The sequence below is a fragment of the Burkholderia arboris genome (assembly GCF_902499125.1).
Taxonomy (GTDB): Bacteria; Pseudomonadota; Gammaproteobacteria; order Burkholderiales; family Burkholderiaceae; genus Burkholderia; species Burkholderia arboris.
The window spans coordinates 231,503-248,794 of record NZ_CABVPX010000007.1 but is presented as its reverse complement, the minus strand read 5'-3'; the positions used below and the strand labels follow the sequence as shown (position 1 = coordinate 248,794).

Sequence of the window (17,292 nt, the reverse complement as noted above, 5' to 3'; positions counted from 1 at the left end):
GGTCAGGCCTCGACTGAAATCGGATGGAAGCGGAGCGCGTCGTGCCGTTCGGCGGGCTGCGACGGCACAGCCGGTTCGGGCGCCATCCGGCGCGCGAGCGAGAGCTGGAACGCATGCAGCGGCCCTTCGTGGAACGGCGAGAACGGGCCGGCGCGATAGCCGGGCGAGCGGCGGCACGCGTGCATGCCCTCGATCATCGGAAGGTCCTCGCGATTGATGCGATCCCAGTTCGCGCGCACGCGCTCGCGGAGCGCTTCCAGCGGATCGCCGTCGTCATTCGTGGCCGGTACGCCGGCGGACGGCGTGCCGACGAAGAAGAAGTACACGTGCTCGTCGGTGGTCTGCACGTCGACCGGATCGACCGTCAGCACGAACAGGTAGTCCGCATGCAGGCCGAGCATCAGCGTGGGGCTCGCGAGCAGGTACTCGGCGCCGCGCGCGCGTTGCGGCGACAGTCCGGCGAACGTCGGCAGGCCGCCGTGGCCGGCGGTCGCCGCATCGTAGATACGGGTGCCGACGCCGCAGACGTGCGCGTCCACGACCGGGTAGTGCTCGTTCCACAGCGACGCCTTGTTCAGCGCGGGATGCACGAACGGGTTGTGATAGCTGTCGAGAAAGTTCTCGACGACGAGCTTCCAGTTGCCGTGCACGCGATAGTGCAGCGCGCCGCCGTACTGCAGTTGCGAGAAGTCGTAGTCGTGCCAGCGGCGCTCGAGCGCCGCCAGCGTATCGGCGAGCGGCGCGGCACGGCCGCCCGGGTTCACGCAGACGAGACCGTTCCAGCTCGCGCTTCGCACGCGGTCGAGTTCGAGACACGCGCGGTGCGAAGCATCCACGTGGTGGTCGTGAATCCCGTTGAAGTGGCTCGCACGTTCCAGCGCGCCGTTCAATCCGTATCGCCACGCGTGATACGGGCACCTGATCGAATGGACGTCGCTTGCCGTCTCGCTCACGAGCGGCACGCCGCGGTGCTTGCAGATGTTGTGAAAGCAGCCGAGCATGCCGTCTCGATCGCGCGTGACGACGAGCGGCATGCCGGACAGCGTGACGGGCAGCACGTCGCCGGGCCGGGCAACCTGTCCGCCGGCGGCTGCGACGCGCCAGTGGCGTTCGTCGAGCACCGCGCGTTCGTGGGCGAAGATCTCGGGGTCGGTGTAGAACGCCGCCGGAAGCGACGTCGCGTGCTCGAGCGGCTTCGCGAGATGCTGTGTGAGGACATGTTGATAGCGCTGCGCAGCTTGCATGAAATTCCCCAGGGTTGGGCCGCGCCCATGCGGCCGTGACAGCGATCGTAGGAGAAGCGTGCCGTTGCGGCGGCCGCGATGCGAAACGGTGGCGGGCGATCCGCAGCGGACGGCCATGCGATTCAGCGCAAGATGCGTCGGATCCCGTCCCTCAGTGCCTGCAGTGGATTACGGTGCGCGTCGGCGCGTGCCGGTGCAGGATTGACCTGCGCGGGCACGCCGGGCGAACGATCGGGTACGTCCCGCAAGATGTGCGCCGTCGCATGGGGACGAACCGGTTTCGGCGCCTGCAGCGGAACGTCGGCAACGGCCACCGGCACGTGTCCCGCCGGGTTCGCGGGCAAGCTGTCCTGCACGCCTTCACGCGCCGCCGAATGGCTGCCTGACGGCTCGGTTGCCGCCTCCGGTTCCGTTGCATGCCCGGTGCGCGTCAGGAACGCGCGCCAGTCTTCGTGGCCCTCCGTCTGCGCAGGGCTGCCGGATGACGATGGCGGCGCCGCCGATCCAGGCGCATGCCCGGTACGCGTCAGGAACGTGCTCCAGTCTTCATGGCCCCCCGTCTGCGCGGGGCTGCCGGATGACGATGGCGGCGCCGCCGATCCAGGCGCATGCCCGGTGCGCGTCAGGAACGTGCTCCAGTCTTCGTGCCCCCTCGTCTGCGCAGGGCTGCCGGACGGCGATGGTGGTGCCTCCGACCCAGGCGAATGCCCGGTACGCGTCAGGAACGCGCGCCAGTCTTCGTCCGGCTGTTTCGGCGCGCTGGCCGGCGCTTCCGCATGCGGCGACGAATGACCGTCCGACGCAGCAGAAGCCGTTCTGCCCGGCTCCGGCAAGCTGCCGGGCGGGCTCGTGTTGCCGGCGCTTGCGGGCACGTTGCCGATCCGCCATGCCGCCGGCCGGCGGATGGGCGATGCCGTCTCCGGGGAGACGGGTCTTGGCGTGACGACGGACCTCATGTCGGCCTTCGTCAGCGGGCTGACGGGCCGCGGAGAAAAAGGCGTATCCGCCCGGGCGCCGATCGTGCGCAGCCGTTCGAGCACCGCGCCGCCGGCCGGGCTGGACGGCTGCGCTGGCGGGCTGTCGTGGCGCTCCGGCGCCGGCGTCGATGCGGGCGGACTTCCGAATGAAACCTGACGCGGCCCGCTGACCGTATTGTCCATGTGCTCTCCGATACCTGTTCGCTAGCATGGGGCTGGGGTGAACGCCCCTTCGGCAAGGCCGTGCTGACGCCGACTCCTGCAGAAATACCTCGGTCCGTCGATTGCGGCCGGACGCAATGCGAAGCGGCGCGCGCAAACCCGCAATCGATGCCGCCAGCGTCACGCTCGCTTCGCATCCGGCGACCGCGGTTCCGATGCGGCGACGATCGGCGCGCGAGGCCCGCCTACATTCCGTTAACCCGCCACTCATTTCCTGAACGCCATGCAAGTGACGCGCACCGCGAGTCCCGATTCCAGCCCGCGAAACAGCGAAAGCCCTGTCGACAGTTCGCACTGAGCGCCAGCGCCGGCGCCAACCGTCGATACTGCCGCGCAAGCCCAGATCCGATCGCAGTTCCCGCCCCCTTGTCCGGACAGCGCCGTCCAAGTACGGCGTCGCTGGAGAGCGCGGGCGAAGCGCCGCCGGCACAGCTTTCGCGCATCCGGCACTACGCGGACGGAACGACGATGGGAGCGGTCGACCCGCATGACGCGAACACCAGGGACGAACTCATCAGATTCCCGTTCGAAATAGACGCGGACGATCGTGGCGCACTTGCCGCCCGTTTCGAGGAGGATTACCCGCCCGGCGCATTCGACCCGCGCAACTATGACGGGGGGGCGTCGCGGTCAAGGACGACGTGATCACGGGTTTCATGGACGATTCGGAAACCGGGCTGCACGCGCCGGGACAAGTCGCCCGGATCAATATCCTGGTCGCCCGGGAACATCGGGGAACGGACGCCGCGAGAAACCTCGCGAAACAGGTCGACGACGCGTTGATCGCGAAGGGTGATCGATACAGGCTGTCTCGCGTATGGGACAGCAATACGGCGCAACTGGAGCGAAAGCAGGCGCGCGGCTGGCGCCCCGACCCGGCGCTGACCGAACCGGGCCGGACGCAAGCGTTCTGGATCGCGCTCGATCCACGATTCAAGGACATTCCGCCGCCGCGGCAAACCAGCGTCCGCTGAGCGTCCCGGAACCGCACGCGCGTTGCGTCGTCCGCCGCGCGCATGCGGCGGCGCCGCAAGTATCGGCGCAACGGCGGGCGCGTCGATTCGCGCACTGCCCGGATTCATCCGCGTGGTCGAGCAGACCGGCACGTGCCTGCCGCCAGGCGGGCCGCTGCGCAAATGGCCCGGGGTCCGTCAACGGACCCCGGGCCACCGGGCGATCACGGGTACCGGGCGCTGAATCCATGCCCCGGCGCCCGCACCGCTCAACGCTCAACGCTCAACGCTGCGCGACCTGCATCAGAACTGATAACCCGCGCCGACCACCGCGCCGAAGTCCGACCGCGTGTTGCCCGTCACCGACGCCTTGACGACCCAGCGGTTGCTCTCCGTCACGTACGAGTAGCCGGCCGCGAAGCCCTGCTGACCGTGATAGTTCGACGTCGCCGCCGACACCATCGAGCGCCCCGCGCCCGTCGGCTGCGGCAAACCGGCCACCGCCATCGCCGACGCGACGCCGCCGTACATGTCCTTCTTCAGGTCGTTGAACGCGTTGTACACCTGGCCGACGCGCTGGTCGGTGTAGCCCTTCGCCTGCGCCGATGCCGTCGACAGGTTGTCGTTCAGCTGCTGCACGTTCACCGCGTCGGTCGGCGCCGTCCCGGCCGCGACGTTCGTGACCTGGCGCTCGCTGCCCTTCGCACCGACCGAGAACGAATTGTCGCGATCGGCGACGGAGCCCTGGCCAACCGCCACCGCATTCTTGCCGGTCGCGGTCGCCGTCGACCCGATCGAACCCGCATCGGCACGCGCGATCCACGACGTGTTCGCATCGGTCGCCGCCGCGCGGATCTTGTCGTTGGCCGCGGCATTCTGCAGCGCGGTGTTGAACTGGCCCATGTTGACCGCGTCGTTGGCGTTCACGCCCGCCGCGACGCCGGTCAGCACGCGGTCGCCCGCCGTGCCGGAGAAGTTCACGCTGGTGCCGCCCGTGCCCTGCCCGACCGTGATCGCGCCGTTCGGATCCTGCTGCTGCACGAGGCCGGCCTTGCCGTTCGCGATGTTGGTGACGTTGCTCTGCAGGTTCGAGATGTCGGTCGTGTTCTTCGACACCTGCTGGTTGGTCGCGTAGAGCTGCGAGCCGTTCACCGCGTCGGTGCTGGTCGCGCCGAGCGTGCCTGCCTGCACGTTGGTGATGCGCGTGCCGCCGGCGCCGCCGAGCGTGATCGTGCTCTTCGAGCTGTCGTCGTACTGCACCGCGAGCGCGCCGAGCTGGTTGAGGCTCGACTGCACGCCCTTCAGCTGCTTCACGTTCACCGCGTCCGTATCGCTGGTGCCCGCCGCGACGTTCTTCAGCACGACCGCCGACGTTGCATCGCCGCCGACGAGCGACACCGAATTCAGCCGGTTGCCGTTCGTGTCGACGTCGTACTTGACGACGTTCTTCACGGCTTCGCCGGCCTGGTTCGACACCTGCGTGATCTGCTGTTCGAGCGCGGTTTTCACGCCCGACAGCTGGCCGCCGTTCACCGCATCCGTGCTGCCTGCGGCGACATTGCCGTCGGCCACGTTCGTCAGCTGCGTCGGTGCACCGCCGCGCGCCGCGCTGAACGCGCCGAGCTTCGGATCGAACTGCAGCGCGTCCTGCTGCAGCCCGGCGATCGCCGCCGTGTTGCCCGCGATATTCGTTTCGGCGTTGCCGATGCGCGTTTCGTGATTCGCGAGGGTCGTCGTGTTGCTGCCGACGCGGCCGTCTAGGTTCGTCAGTGCGTCGCCGACATTGTTGAACGCGCTGCCGCCGATCTTGTAGTTCGGAGCGGTGATCGAGCCGTCCGGATTCGACGTCGCGCCGCCGCCGAGTGCGGCCGCGGTACTGTCGATCGCGCTGCGCAGCTGTGCGCCGTTCACCGCGTCGGTGCTGCCGGCCGCGACGTTGCCGGCCGCGACGTTGGTCACGCGCACCGGGCTGCCGCCGTTGCCCGCGCCGAGCGAAACCTGCCGCTTGCTCGCGTCGTCGTATTTCACGGCCAGCGCATCGAGCTGGCTCGTGCCGTCGTGAATCGCCGCGGTCAGCTGGTCGACGTTGACCGCGTCGGTGCCGGCCTTGCCGGCCGCGACGTTGCTGATGAGCTGCGGGCCGTGGCCGCCGTGGCTCGCGTCGTAAGCGCCGATGCCCGGGTTCCACTGGAGCGCATCCTGCTGCAGCGCCGCGATATTGCCCGTATTCGTCGTCACCTGGTTGCCGACGGTCGTGATCGACTGGTTGAGCGTGCTGGTTGCCTTGCCGAGCTGGCCCACGTTCACCGCATCGTTCGCGGCCGTGCCGTCCGCGACGTTGTGCAGGCCGACCGGCGCCGCCGCCCCCGTCCCGCCCAGCGTGACGCCGCTGTGCGCGTCGCTGTCGTACTGCACGGCGTTCTTCGTCGCGCTGCTGATCTGGCTGGTGATCGACGTGCTCAGGTTGCCGAGCGTCGTACTGAGGTTGTTCGTCACGCTCGTGCTGAGCGACGCGAGGCCGCCGTTCAGCTGCCCGACGTTGACGGCGTCGTGTACGTCCTTGCCGTCGGCGACGTTGTGCAGCGTCGTGCCGTTGGTGCCCGCGAACGTCACCGAGTCGAAGCCGCTCGCGCCGTCGTACTTCACGTTGCGCGCATCGGCCGCCTGCAGGCCGCCGATGTTCGACGCCGCCGTACTCAGCGACGTGTTGATGCCGGTCACGCTGGTCTGCAGGTTCGCGATGTTCGACGCCGCCGTCGAAATGGACGTCTGAAGCGGCGTGACGCTGCCCTTCAGCTGGCCGACATTGACGGCGTCGGTATCGGCCACGCCGGCCGCGACACCGCCGATCGTCGTGCCGTTGACGCCGTCGAGCGCGATCGCCGCATGCGTGTTGTCGGTGTACTTCACGACGTTCTGCGTCGCCGTGACGATGCTCGTGCTGAGGCTGTTGCCGACGCTGGTCACGCGCTGGTCGACGTTCGAGATCGTGGTCGACAGCGAATTGCCGACCGACGTCACGCGCGCGTCGACATTGCCGATGCCCGTGCTGAGCGTGTTGTTCACGTTCTTCAGCTGCTGGACGTTGACGGCGTCCGTATCGGCCGCGCCCGCCGCAACGTTCTTGAGCTGGCGTTCGCTGCCGATTGCACCGAACGATACCGCGCCGCCGACCGGTGCGGCCGTGCCGCCGAACACCGGCGTGCCGCCGTTGTTCGCGCCGATGCTGCCCGACCCGATCGCCACCTGATTGTTGTCGTTCGTCTGCGCACCCGCGCCGATCGCCACCGATTGCGTGCCGCCCGCGCGCGTCTGCGTCGCCGCGTCGTACGACGCGCCGGCCGATACGCCATCGCTCGACGTCGGGTTCGCGCCGCCGATTGCGACCGAGCGGTCGCCGCTGGCCAATGCCGAGTGGCCGAGTGCGATCGAGCTGGTGCCGTGCGCATCCGCCACGTTGCCGAGCGCCATCGAGAAATCGCCGACTGCGGCCGACTGGCGGCCGATCGCCAGCGCGGTGTTGCCCTGCGCGACCGCCACCGTGCCGATCGCGGTCGCCGAGTTCGCCAGCGCCTGCGAGCCGACACCGATCGCAATCGCACCGCCGCTGCTGCTGCCGCCGTTGCTGCTCGCATTCGACTGGTCGCCGATCGCGATGCCGCTGGTGCCGGCCTTGGCATTCGTGCCCTGCGTCACGTTCGTGGTACTCACCGCCACGTAGGTCCCGTTCTTCGTCTTGACGCACAGCGGGTTGGTCCCGTCGATGCACTGCCCGTTCAGCGCGTTGTCCGGGTTGCCGCGGTCGACGAAATTGTCGGCGTGCGCGGCGCCGGCGCTCAGCATACCCGCGCCCGCGAACATCGCGGCGGCGAGCACCGAAATCTGCTTCCTCTTCATGGTCTTCTGCTCCGTTGTGTAGCGTCTGGTTTGAATATGGACTACTTACGTTTATTGACAGCTTCGACTTCGATTGCGATTGCGACTTCGGTGCGGAACCCGATTCCGTGATCCGGCGCTGCCACGTTGGAGGCGATCCGCATCGACCGTTCGTTTCCACCGGACGATCGAAGCCTCCGGGCCCGCCGTCTAGTTACGGCCCGTTCCGTTATTCATGAAACCTCATTAGGAATGCGTAATGCTATTTATGGACGAGCCTTTCCCCGACTGAATCCGGAGATTCAACCTGTCGTTATAAACACCTCTGATGTGAGGTCGCGCCGACCGCGACCAACCCCGCTTCTTTTATTTCATCTTCGGCAACCGGTGCTTTATTCCCGTGCCACGAGCATTTGCCCGGGCGGGCATCAATCGATGCTTCGGACTCGAATCGCACAACGTCCGGCGCACCTTGCGGCGCCTTCCGTTGCGCTGCGCCACCCGGCATTCAAAGTTCGGACGAATTATGGGACACGATCTTGAATTATTGAAGCCGACATTCTTTATAGATTGTGAAATTCAATATATTCAATGACTTACGTGAAATACCTACGCCTCGCAAACGATTTCGCGCTGCCGAAATTAATCGCAATGTTTTACAAGGCGGATAAATACTTTGCCAAAGCGGATTTAAATTAAAATCAATCCCGGGAAGACAATCCAGAATCTGGTCGATCGCGGAGCTGCGTGGCCGGCATTCGTGTAAACCATGAGTATTGACGCATATCAACACGCGGCGTTCCTGTCTCAATCCGCCATTTTAAATATCGGGAAAGCGGGATGACGCGAATAGAGCCGCAGTGTCTGGCGGGATTTGAAAGAAGCTCCTACAATTCCGCTCGCATTGATTCCTGCAGTCGCGATCTTCACGGCGCGAGCACGGCAATCGTCCGCGTCCTTACCGGCTCAGCGATCAAAAAAACGAATGCCGTGTCATGCGACGACCGGTTGTCCGTCGCGCAGTGCCGGCAACCTCTGGAATCGATGCGAGCGTGCGATGCGCTTATGCGTCGTCATAGAGCGGCTCACGACGTTTCCCCCGAACCGGGCAGGCCACCCGTGGAAACGCAGCCAACCGCCTTTTCCGAACAGGTGCACGATGCCTTCATCGATCTCCGCATTGAGCGACGCCCATCTCCTGGTCGTCGACGATCAACCCGACCAGCTGCGTCTGCTGATCGACATCCTGCGCGACACCGGATGCCGGATCAGCATCGCATCCGACGGCGCGCAAGCGTGCCAGCGCGCGCAGGCGCTGATGCCCGACCTGATCCTGATGGACGTGCGGATGCCGCGCATGGACGGCTTCACCGCGTGCCGCCTGCTTGCCGCCGATCCGCTCACGGCCGGGATTCCCGTCATCTTCCTGACCGTGGCCGGCGCATTGCACGAACGGCTCGAAGGGCTCGAGATCGGCGGCGTCGACTATGTGGTGAAGCCGTTCGAGCCGGAAGAAGTGGTCGCGCGGATTCGCGTGCAGCTCTCACGGACGCAGCGGGAACGGCCGGCCGGTCCGGAACCGGCGGACAACCTGTTCGCGGCCGGCAAGGACGACGACATCATCGTGCGGGCGGCCATTCGCCACCTGTCGCGCACGCTGAACGATCCGCCGACGGTGGAGGAACTGGCACGCGCAGTCGGCACGCACGAAAAGCGGCTGTCGCGCGCGTTTCGCGACAATCTCGGCCAGACGGTGTTCGAATATCTGCGGTACGAGCGGCTGCGGATCGCGCAGGACCTGCTGGATTCGACGTCGCTCAGCATCGCCAGCATCGCGAAGGAAATCGGCTTTTCCACGCCGGCCAATTTCGCGACCGCCTTCCGCGAGCGGTTCGGCATCACCCCGACCGAATGGCGGCGCCAGGGTCACGCGGGCGCGCGCACCGCCGCACGGGAGCCGCAACGCGGCGCGTAGCGCGCCGGTTCACGGCGTCCCGTCGCGCGCTGCCGGCTTCACGGGCCGCGGTTCACCGCAGGCAACCGGGCAACGGAATCGCCGGGCCCTGGCGCGCCGGCCGTCGTTGACCAATCGCGCCCGCCCGTTCGCCCAAACGAATCGAATCGGCGCCGCGCGAGCGCGCTTTTTTTGGCAAACTGCGCGCTTTCGGCCAAGAGCACGCCCCATGCGACGTCCACGTTTCCCGAACCATTCGATCGTCGCCTCGTTGATGCGGGCCAAACGAGGCATGCGGTCCGGCATGAAGCCACTTCTGCATGCAGGCCTCGTCGCGATGTGCCTGATCGCCCACTCCGCCGCCGCAGCGGGACAGGCAACGACGGCAACCCATCCGGCGTACTGGCAGCGCGGCAACGGCGAACCCTATGAGGTCGCGGACACCGAAGTCCGCGACGTGCCGGACCCGGTTTCCGGCCGCGACTATCAGGTATTCGTCGCGCTGCCGCCGTCCTACGGCAGCCAGCCGCAGCGCCGCTATCCCGTCCTTTACGTGACGGATGCCGACTATGCGTTCCCCCTCGTCAAGCAGATTGCCCGCCGTCTCAACGGCGAAGGGCCCGTCGTCGAGGAATTCATACTCGTCGGCCTGTCCTATGCGCGCGGCGAAAGCGGCATGCAGAGCCGGCGACGCGACTACACGCCCACGTCGGCAGGATCTCCCGACGCACCGGCCGATGCCGTTCACGGCCAGGCCGGCGCGTATCAGGCGTATCTCCGCAACCAGGTTCTGCCGTTCATCGCGAAGCAGTACCGGACCAACGAAAGCCGGCGATTCTTGCTCGGCCATTCATATGGCGGCCTGCTGGGCATGAGGATCCTGCTGACCGAACCTGACCTGTTCTCCGGCTATCTGATCGGCAGTCCGTCGCTGTGGTACGACCGGCACGCCATGTCGCGTGTCGAGGCCGCCTACGCGGCCAGCCACCGCGACCTGCCGGCGCAGGTGTTCATATATGTCGGCGAGTACGAGGAAGTCCGGAAGGGCGATCCGCGTTTTGCCAGGACCTACAACATGGTCACCGACACGCGGAAGATGGAGAAGTCCTTGCGGTCGAGGCAGTTCCGGTCGCTCCGGCTGCGCGTCGACGTACTCGACGACGAAAATCACCTGACGGTCGCGCCGCGCGGTTTCACGCACGGCCTCGAATATCTGCTGCCCGCCGCGGCACGATAGCGCGCGCTCACCAGTTGTATTTCGCGCTGGCCAGCACGGTCCGCTCGTTGCCGAACACGCACACGGCATACGACTGGCAGCCGCTGACATAACGCCGGTCGAACAGGTTCGCGACGTTCAGTGCGAAACGCCAGTGCGGCATGTCGTAATGCAACGCCAGGTCGTACAACGTCGCGCTCGGCACCGTCAACGAATTGTCGGGCGCGCCGGCCGACGCGCTTTGATAGCGCACGCCGCCGCCGATCCCGACGCCCGCCAGCGCGCCCGTCTGCCAGGTCCAGTCGGCCCACAGCGACGCCATCTGCCGCGGCAGCGGCACGGACACCGGCCAGTTGTTCAGCGACGCGTCGTTCGCCTGCACGTTCTTGACGTCCTGATATGCATACGACGCGACGATCGACAACTCGCGCGTCAGCTTGCCGACCGCGCTCAGCTCGATGCCGCGCGAACGCACCTTGCCGGTCTGCACGGACGTCGTGCCGGTCCGGTCGAGATTCACCGGCGTCGGCGTCACGACGTTGGTCTGGTCGATCTGGTAGACGGCCGCGTTCAGCATCAGGTTCCTGCCGGGCGGCTGCCAGCGCAGCCCGGCCTCGATCTGCGCGCCGCGCGTCGGTTTCGGCAGGCCGCCGCCGAACATCCGCACGCCAATGACCGGATCGAACGACGTCGAATAGCTCAGGTACGGCGACAGCCCGGCGTCGCCTTGATAGGTGAGCCCGACGCGCCCGGAAAACGCACTGACGTTCTGCTGCGCCTGCGTGCCGGCCGTCCGGTCGTCGAAGCGCGCATTCACGACATCCTCGCGGCCGCCGAGCGTCAGCGTCCAGCGTTGCCAGCGGATCTGGTCCTGCGCATACACGCCGACCGTGTTCATCGCGGTGTACTGGTCGATGTGGCCGAGCGACGTCGGACCGGAGAAGATCGCGACCGTCACCGGCCGGTAGACGGGGTGGTACAGGTCGAGCGACGGCGCGAGTGCAAGCCACACGCTGTTGGTCGTCGTCTGCCGGTCGAATTGCAGGCCGAACAGCAGCGTATGCTCGAGCGGCCCCGTGCCGAAGCGCGCCTGCGCGTGATTGTCGATGTCGAGCCGGCTGTAGTTGAGCTGGAACAGCCCCGCGAAACGCATCATGTTCGTCGTGCTGCGGGGCGCGAAGCCATTGCCGAACACCGTTGCATCGTCGAGCGACAGGTGCGACCAGCGCACGTCCTGGTGCAGCGTCCAGATCCCGTTCACGCGGTGTTCGAGCGCGTAACCGAGCGACCATTGCTTCTTGCGGTAGTCGTTGAACGACGGGTCGCCCATGTAGGTGTCCTGCGACAGGCGGCCGTTGGGGTTCGGCAATACCGTGCCCGACGCCGGCAGGAAGTTCGACGATATGTCGCCGCTGTCCTGCAGGAACGTTGCGGAGACCGTCAGCGACGTGTCGGCGTTCGGCCGCCAGCGGAACGACGGCGCGAGCGCGACGCGCCGGTCACCGTTCGGGCCGGTCACCGCGTTGCCGTCGCGCGCGACGCCGACGAAGCGGTATGCCACCTTGCCGTCCGGATCGAGCCGGTCGCCGACATCGAGCATGACCTGCTTGCGCGCATCGTTGCCGATCTGCACGCCGGCTTCGCGCACGCGCGCGCCGTCGGCGAGCTTCGTCTGCGCGTCGACGATCGCGCCGGGCTCGCCTGCGCCGTACAGCACCGACGTCGGCCCGCGCAGTACCGCGATCGAATCGATCGTGTACGGGTCGACGCGCCAGTTCGCGATCACGGCCGTATTCAGGGCCGGCACGCCGTCGACGTACAGCGTCGGCGTGAAGCCGCGCAGCGCCGCATACCAGTCGGTCCGGCTGTCGGCGCCGAACGTCGAGAAGCCCGGCACGTAGCGCAGCGCCTGGTTCAGGTCGGCCGCGCCGGTCATCTCGATCTGTTGTGCGGTCACGATATTGATCGTTTGCGGGATCTCGGCCACCGGCGTGTCGGTCTTCGTGCCGGCCGCGGTGCGCCGCCCGACGAGCCCGACGGACGCGCCGTCGGCCACGCCTTGCACGTCGATTGCCGGCAACACGGCTGCCGCCGCGCCGGCCTGCGGCGCGTCTCCCGCATCCGCAGCCTGCGCGGGCGCGCTGCCTGCCGCCGCCACGCACCATGCTCCGGCGGCCGCGATCGTCCTCGCGCGTCGCGCCGCACTCGTCCCCGTTACCATCGTTCCCTGCTCCGTCGTGCTGGTGGCCGATTCGGCCCGATCGTGGCGCGACGCATCGAACGGCGTCCGCCCTGTGTTGTCATGCCGGTCATGTCGATTGCGCGCGAGCCGGAATCCGATGGCCAGTGGCGTCGTTCGCGAGCGCAGCGATCATACCGGGCGAATGTGGCGCGGTCTTCAAAAAAAGTGCGCGGGCACGCGAATCCGGCGCTCGCGCGGCGAAAACGGCGCAGGCGCGCCATCGATCCGGTCGGCTGCCGCCGGGAAAGGCGGATGAAAGACGGGGACGCTAGACTGCGTTCGACCCGGAAACGGCCGCGGACCACGCGGCCCCGCACGATGCTCGGTACGGCGTCGACCGCGGGCACCCGGCGTCACGACCGTCACCACCGGGGACCGTATGCGCTGCCTGTCGACTCGACCGCTGTTCGCCGTGTTGCTCTCCCTGGGCGCGCTATTCGGCACCGTGCCACCGGCCCGCGCCTGCGACATACCGCCAGCCGTCACGACGATCGATCCGCACGGCTACTATGACGACGCCGCCGGCTATGCGCGCGCCGTGAAGCCGATGCGCGATTTCATTGCCCGGCTCAACACGGCGGCGGACCACGGCGACTGGTCGTGCGCATCGAGCCTGCTGGAAAGCTGGGCGCAGGCCGATGCGCTGATGGGCCGGATCTCGGGTTACCAGGGCCATTACGAGCGTTCATGGGCCGGCACCGATTTCGCGATGGTGATCCTGCGCATGCCGCGCGACGTGCGCGATGCGAATCGCGCGCGCCTCGATGCGATCGATCCGTGGCTCGAACGCATCGCGATCGCCACCCGCGATGCGGAAGCGATCAACCACCTGCACAACAACCTCGTGTATTGGGCCGGACTCGACCTGATCGCGATCGGCACCGCGACCGGCAACGCGAGCCTCGTCGATTCGGGGCTGCTGCGCGTTCGCGAAGGCATCCGCGACATCGGCCCGGACGGTTCGCTTGCACGGGAAGTCAAGCGCGGCAACCGTGCGCTGCACTACCACACGTTCGCACTGCTGCCGCTCGTGTTCGCGGCGGAGCTCGTGCAGCAGCGCCATATCGATCTCTATCGGGAAAACGACGGTGCGATCGGCCGTCTCGCGAATCTCGTGATCGCCGCGGTGGAGAATCCCGCGAGCTTCGCGGCCATCACGCCGGTCAGGCAGGACCTGTTCCCGTGGACGTTTCGCGATGAACTCAGTTGGGTCGAGCCGTACTTCGCGCGCTTTCGCGATCGTCGCCTGCCGGCAATCATCGCACCGCGCCGCCCGTTCGACGAATGGCGGCTGGGTGGCGACGTGACGGCGGTGTGGGGCGCGCCGCTGCCATAGGCCCGGCACCCCGCACGCGGCACATCCTCGGCGTTGACGTATCGTTGATCGGCCGTTTTTCGCGCGAATGTTGCAGCCGCCACTGCCGCTCGAAGCCCATCGGCACGGTCATTCGCGGTTTTCCGAATCGCCTGCGAGCCGCTCGTTCAGCACGCGCGCGTCTGCCTGCCGGTCCAGCGACAGGCACACGTCGCGCAACGCGTCGACGCGCGCACTGTCGAGCGCCGTGCTTGCCAGCGCACGATATTTCGCCAGCAGCGCCGCATCCGGCAGCGGATTGCGCGGATCGCCGAGTGCGATCGGAACGTGACGCGATTCCCGCGTCCCGTCCGCGCGCTGCAAGGTCACCGTCGGTTCGTCGAGATCGCCGAGTGCCGGATCGACGTCGACCGTGATGCGCGCGAGCAGCGCGGTCACGCGCGGGTCGGCGCGCCGGTCTGCGCGATAGGCGCCGAGCCCGGTATCGCCGAACACGAGCGCCGCCGCAACGGCATACGGCAGGCTCATCTGCGCGGACGACAGCGTCGACAGGTCGCGACCGCCACACATCCGCGCAACGAACGCGCTTGCGCGCACCACCACCCGTTCGAGCGCGTCGGCATCGAACGTGCGGCCGTCCGCGAGTTGCAACGTCGCGTCGACCGCCGCATGGGCGCTGCGGCACGACGCGTGCGGCTTGATCGAGCAGCGCATCAGCTTCCAGTGCGCACCAAGGCCGTCGGTCAATGCGTCGGGCGCGTGCGATTGTGCGGCGAACGTATTGAAGAAACCGCCCCACACGTCGTCGAACACGCGGGCGGGGCCGCTCACGCCTTCCCGTGCAAGCAATGCTGCCAGCACGCCGCCTTCGGCCGCACGCCCGGCGTGCAGCCGCTTGGTCTGCGATCCGTCGTGAATGAAGCTCCACAGGCCGCCGGCGAAGCTCGCCGCGTGGCCAAGCGCGTCGCGCGTGCGTGCGGTGTCGAGCCCGAGCACGCGTGCGCTCGCGGCGGCCGCACCGAACACGCCGCAGCTGAGCGTCGAATGCCAGCCCGCTCCGTTGTGGGCCGAGTAGCCGCCCGCCGCCTCGAGCACGCGCCGACCGACGTCGTAACCGAGCACGATCGCCGCCACGCATGCCCGGCCGGTCACGGGGTGGCCGGCGCACGACAGCGCGGCGAGTACGGCAGGCAGCACGACCGCGCCCGAATGATCGCAGCCGCCGGAATCGTCGAGCTCGAGCGCGTGCGCGGCAATGCCGTTGACGAACGCCGCGTCGCGCGCGCTCGCGCGCCGTCGCGTGCCCCATAGCGACGCGCCACCCTGCTCAACGGCGCCGGTCAACGCACGGGCACTGCGTGTCTCGACGGCCGACGTGCCGGCCAGCGCCGCACCGAACGTGTCGAGGACATGACGCTTGGCTTTCGCGACGACGTCGTCCGGCATTGCATCGGCGGAGGTCCGTGCAACGAATGCCGCGAGCCGGGTGGCGCGCGCTTGCGTCTCCGTTGTCATCGCGCCGCCTCCTCTGCCACGCAACGCGCGAACACGTCGACCGGATGGCCCGGGGCGTTCACGGGGGCCTGCGCACGCCACCAGCGCGCGATGTCGCGCCCCGTCGCAAACCACGCATCACCGGTGCCGCGCAGGTGCGCGAGCAACGCGCGCAGCAGATCGATCCGCCCGGTCGTGCCGATGATCTCGGGATGCAGGCGCAGCACGCAGCACAGCCCGAAACGCCTGAACCCGTCGACGTCGCGCCGCCAGTTGTCGAGCACGTCCCGGTACGCCGCGATGCGCGGCTGGCCCGCCGGCACGGGCGGCGACAGGTTGAACTCGAAGTACGGTTCGTCCTCGAGTTCGTAGTGCAGCGGCAGCTCGACGAGCCGCGCGCCGTTCGCGTCGCCGTCGTTGCGCGGATGCACGTAAGGCAGATCGTCGCCGCGCCACGACGACGACCACGTGAAACCTTCCGCAACGAGACAATCCGCGAAACCATCGGCCCAGTTGCCGGTGAACGAGCGAAAGCCTTCCGCGTCGCGACCGATCGCGTCCGCGAGCGCAGCACGCCCGGCGCGGCACGCGTCGGCCTGTGCGGCAAGCGACAAGGCATCGAAATCCTCGCAGCGATAGCCGCTCACGCCGAGCTCGTGGCCGGCGGCGGCAATCTCGCGCACCGCGCCCCCGTGCGTTTCGGCGACGGCGCCGGGCACGAACCAGCTCGCCGGCACGCCGAACGCGTCGAAAGCTGCAAGCAGCCGGTCGACGCCACGTGTCGCGCCGTAACGCCAGACCGACAGCGATTTCTCACGGCCGACGATGCGCGGTTCGCGCGTCTGGATGCCATGAATGTCGTTGAAATCGACCGTGATCGCGACCGCGTATCGCGCGCCGCCCGGCCATGAAGGAAAGTAGGTCACATGCCGCTCCGTTGCATGGGTTCCGCATCCCGCGTGGCCTGCGCGAGCCACCAGTCGGCTAGCGCGTGGCAGCGCGCGAACCATACGCCGTCCTGCGCGCACATATGGTCGAGCCATGCCTCAAGCAGCGCGATGCGTCCCGGCTTGCCGCAAACCTTGGGATGAAGCAGCGTCGTCAGGCACAGCCCGTCACGGTACACGCCGTCGAATTCGCGCGTCCAGTTGTCGAGCGTCGCACCGTATCCGGCGATCCGGTCGAGCCCGGCCGGGTAGTCAGGGTTGCGGTGGTACGCGAGCGACGCGTAATCGTCGGTTTCCCAGCGGCCGGGAATCTCGACGAGCGGCGGTTCCCCGGCCTCGCCGTGCAGCAGGTACGGCCGGTCGTCGCCGCGCATCGAGCTCGAATAGCGCACGCCCGCCTCGCGCAGCACCGCCACCGTCGCTGCACTCCAGTCGCCGGACGGCGTGCGGAACCCGACCGGCCGCACGCCGAGCGTGCGCGCGAAGACGTCGGCCGACTGCGCCATGATCTCGCGCTGCCGATCGGGCGAGAGCGTCCAGAACGCTTCGTGCCGGTAGCCGTGATAGCCGATCTCGTGGCCGCGCTCGACGATCGCCGCGCATTGCGCAGGCCACGTCTGCGCGACCCAGGCGGGCACGAAGAAGGTTGCCGGCAGCCCGAACGACGCGAGCATGTCGAGCAACCGGCCGAGCGCGCGCCACGGCCCGTAGCTGCCGAGCGTGAAATACGCGGGGTTGCGCCAGATCGACCCGTTCAGCATCGCATCGCCAGTCGGGCCGTCGAGGTCGAACGCGAGCGCGACGCATGCACGTTTCGCATCCGGCCAGCGGGGAGCCAGCTCCGTCATCGCG

The 17,292-nt window shown here is 67.8% G+C and carries 12 protein-coding genes; 5 read left to right on the top strand and 7 right to left on the bottom strand.

Translation table 11 applies throughout. The annotated features are described in order from the left end of the window. Window positions 1-2: 2 nt before the first annotated feature. Together BLA15945_RS11530 and BLA15945_RS11525 are read right to left on the bottom strand one after the other, a co-directional pair. Window positions 3-1,244, bottom strand: a complete 1,242-nt coding sequence (locus BLA15945_RS11530) for an aromatic ring-hydroxylating oxygenase subunit alpha (RefSeq protein WP_174992387.1) — start codon at window positions 1,242-1,244, stop codon at window positions 3-5. A gap of 122 nt (window positions 1,245-1,366) precedes the next feature. Next, window positions 1,367-2,116 carry a hypothetical protein gene (locus BLA15945_RS11525; protein WP_174992386.1) on the bottom strand — a complete coding sequence of 250 codons (750 nt, stop codon included), beginning with the start codon at window positions 2,114-2,116 and terminating at the stop codon, window positions 1,367-1,369. Window positions 2,117-2,198: 82 nt separating this feature from the next. Here BLA15945_RS11525 and BLA15945_RS11520 point away from each other — a divergent pair, with 82 nt between their 5' ends. Further along, the gene (locus tag BLA15945_RS11520; protein WP_174992385.1) at window positions 2,199-2,378 is read left to right on the top strand and encodes a hypothetical protein; all 180 of its coding nucleotides are present in this window, start codon (window positions 2,199-2,201) and stop codon (window positions 2,376-2,378) included. A 721-nt stretch (window positions 2,379-3,099) separates the two neighbouring features. Next, window positions 3,100-3,417 (top strand): hypothetical protein, encoded by a 318-nt coding sequence (locus tag BLA15945_RS11515; RefSeq protein WP_174992384.1) that lies wholly within the window; start codon window positions 3,100-3,102, stop codon window positions 3,415-3,417. Between the two features lie 282 nt (window positions 3,418-3,699). Here BLA15945_RS11515 and BLA15945_RS11510 read toward each other — a convergent pair whose 3' ends face one another. Continuing rightward, window positions 3,700-7,293, bottom strand: coding sequence for a YadA family autotransporter adhesin (locus BLA15945_RS11510; protein ID WP_174992383.1), 3,594 nt, complete (start codon window positions 7,291-7,293; stop codon window positions 3,700-3,702). 1,138 nt (window positions 7,294-8,431) lie between these two features. On the opposite strand from BLA15945_RS11510, the gene BLA15945_RS11505 reads away from it, so the two are divergent. Both BLA15945_RS11505 and BLA15945_RS11500 read left to right on the top strand, forming a co-directional pair. Beyond that, the gene (locus tag BLA15945_RS11505; RefSeq protein WP_059241424.1) at window positions 8,432-9,247 is read left to right on the top strand and encodes a response regulator transcription factor; all 816 of its coding nucleotides are present in this window, start codon (window positions 8,432-8,434) and stop codon (window positions 9,245-9,247) included. Between the two features lie 106 nt (window positions 9,248-9,353). Beyond that, complete coding sequence (locus BLA15945_RS11500; protein WP_233464199.1) at window positions 9,354-10,463, top strand: alpha/beta hydrolase; 1,110 nt, start codon at window positions 9,354-9,356, stop codon at window positions 10,461-10,463. Between the two features lie 7 nt (window positions 10,464-10,470). Here the strand turns inward: BLA15945_RS11500 and BLA15945_RS11495 are convergent, their stop codons facing one another. Beyond that, a complete protein-coding gene (locus BLA15945_RS11495; RefSeq protein WP_174992382.1) occupies window positions 10,471-12,663 on the bottom strand; it encodes a TonB-dependent siderophore receptor in 2,193 nt (730 codons plus the stop codon). A gap of 400 nt (window positions 12,664-13,063) precedes the next feature. On the opposite strand from BLA15945_RS11495, the gene BLA15945_RS11490 reads away from it, so the two are divergent. Continuing rightward, on the top strand, window positions 13,064-14,020 hold the full coding sequence (locus BLA15945_RS11490) for a mannuronate-specific alginate lyase (RefSeq protein WP_174992381.1): 957 nt from the start codon (window positions 13,064-13,066) through the stop codon (window positions 14,018-14,020). Between the two features lie 108 nt (window positions 14,021-14,128). Here the strand turns inward: BLA15945_RS11490 and BLA15945_RS11485 are convergent, their stop codons facing one another. From BLA15945_RS11485 to BLA15945_RS11475, 3 genes are read right to left on the bottom strand one after another with little or no spacing between them, the layout of a single operon-like run. After that, complete coding sequence (locus BLA15945_RS11485; protein ID WP_174992380.1) at window positions 14,129-15,514, bottom strand: MmgE/PrpD family protein; 1,386 nt, start codon at window positions 15,512-15,514, stop codon at window positions 14,129-14,131. Beyond that, the gene (locus tag BLA15945_RS11480) at window positions 15,511-16,419 is read right to left on the bottom strand and encodes a polysaccharide deacetylase family protein (RefSeq protein ID WP_233464197.1); all 909 of its coding nucleotides are present in this window, start codon (window positions 16,417-16,419) and stop codon (window positions 15,511-15,513) included. The genes BLA15945_RS11485 and BLA15945_RS11480 overlap by 4 nt, the downstream gene beginning before the upstream one ends. Beyond that, a complete protein-coding gene (locus tag BLA15945_RS11475) occupies window positions 16,416-17,288 on the bottom strand; it encodes a polysaccharide deacetylase family protein (protein ID WP_059241418.1) in 873 nt (290 codons plus the stop codon). Before BLA15945_RS11475 ends, BLA15945_RS11480 begins: the two co-directional genes overlap by 4 nt. Window positions 17,289-17,292 lie beyond the last annotated feature (4 nt).

Coding starts and splice junctions, on each gene's coding strand:
- BLA15945_RS11475 (WP_059241418.1), bottom strand. CDS start 17,288: ATGACGGAGCTGGCTCCCCGCTGGCCGGATGCGAAACGTGCATGCGTC.
- BLA15945_RS11510 (WP_174992383.1), bottom strand. CDS start 7,293: ATGAAGAGGAAGCAGATTTCGGTGCTCGCCGCCGCGATGTTCGCGGGC.
- BLA15945_RS11530 (WP_174992387.1), bottom strand. CDS start 1,244: ATGCAAGCTGCGCAGCGCTATCAACATGTCCTCACACAGCATCTCGCG.
- BLA15945_RS11495 (WP_174992382.1), bottom strand. CDS start 12,663: ATGGTAACGGGGACGAGTGCGGCGCGACGCGCGAGGACGATCGCGGCC.
- BLA15945_RS11515 (WP_174992384.1), top strand. CDS start 3,100: ATGGACGATTCGGAAACCGGGCTGCACGCGCCGGGACAAGTCGCCCGG.
- BLA15945_RS11520 (WP_174992385.1), top strand. CDS start 2,199: ATGTCGGCCTTCGTCAGCGGGCTGACGGGCCGCGGAGAAAAAGGCGTA.
- BLA15945_RS11490 (WP_174992381.1), top strand. CDS start 13,064: ATGCGCTGCCTGTCGACTCGACCGCTGTTCGCCGTGTTGCTCTCCCTG.
- BLA15945_RS11505 (WP_059241424.1), top strand. CDS start 8,432: ATGCCTTCATCGATCTCCGCATTGAGCGACGCCCATCTCCTGGTCGTC.
- BLA15945_RS11485 (WP_174992380.1), bottom strand. CDS start 15,514: ATGACAACGGAGACGCAAGCGCGCGCCACCCGGCTCGCGGCATTCGTT.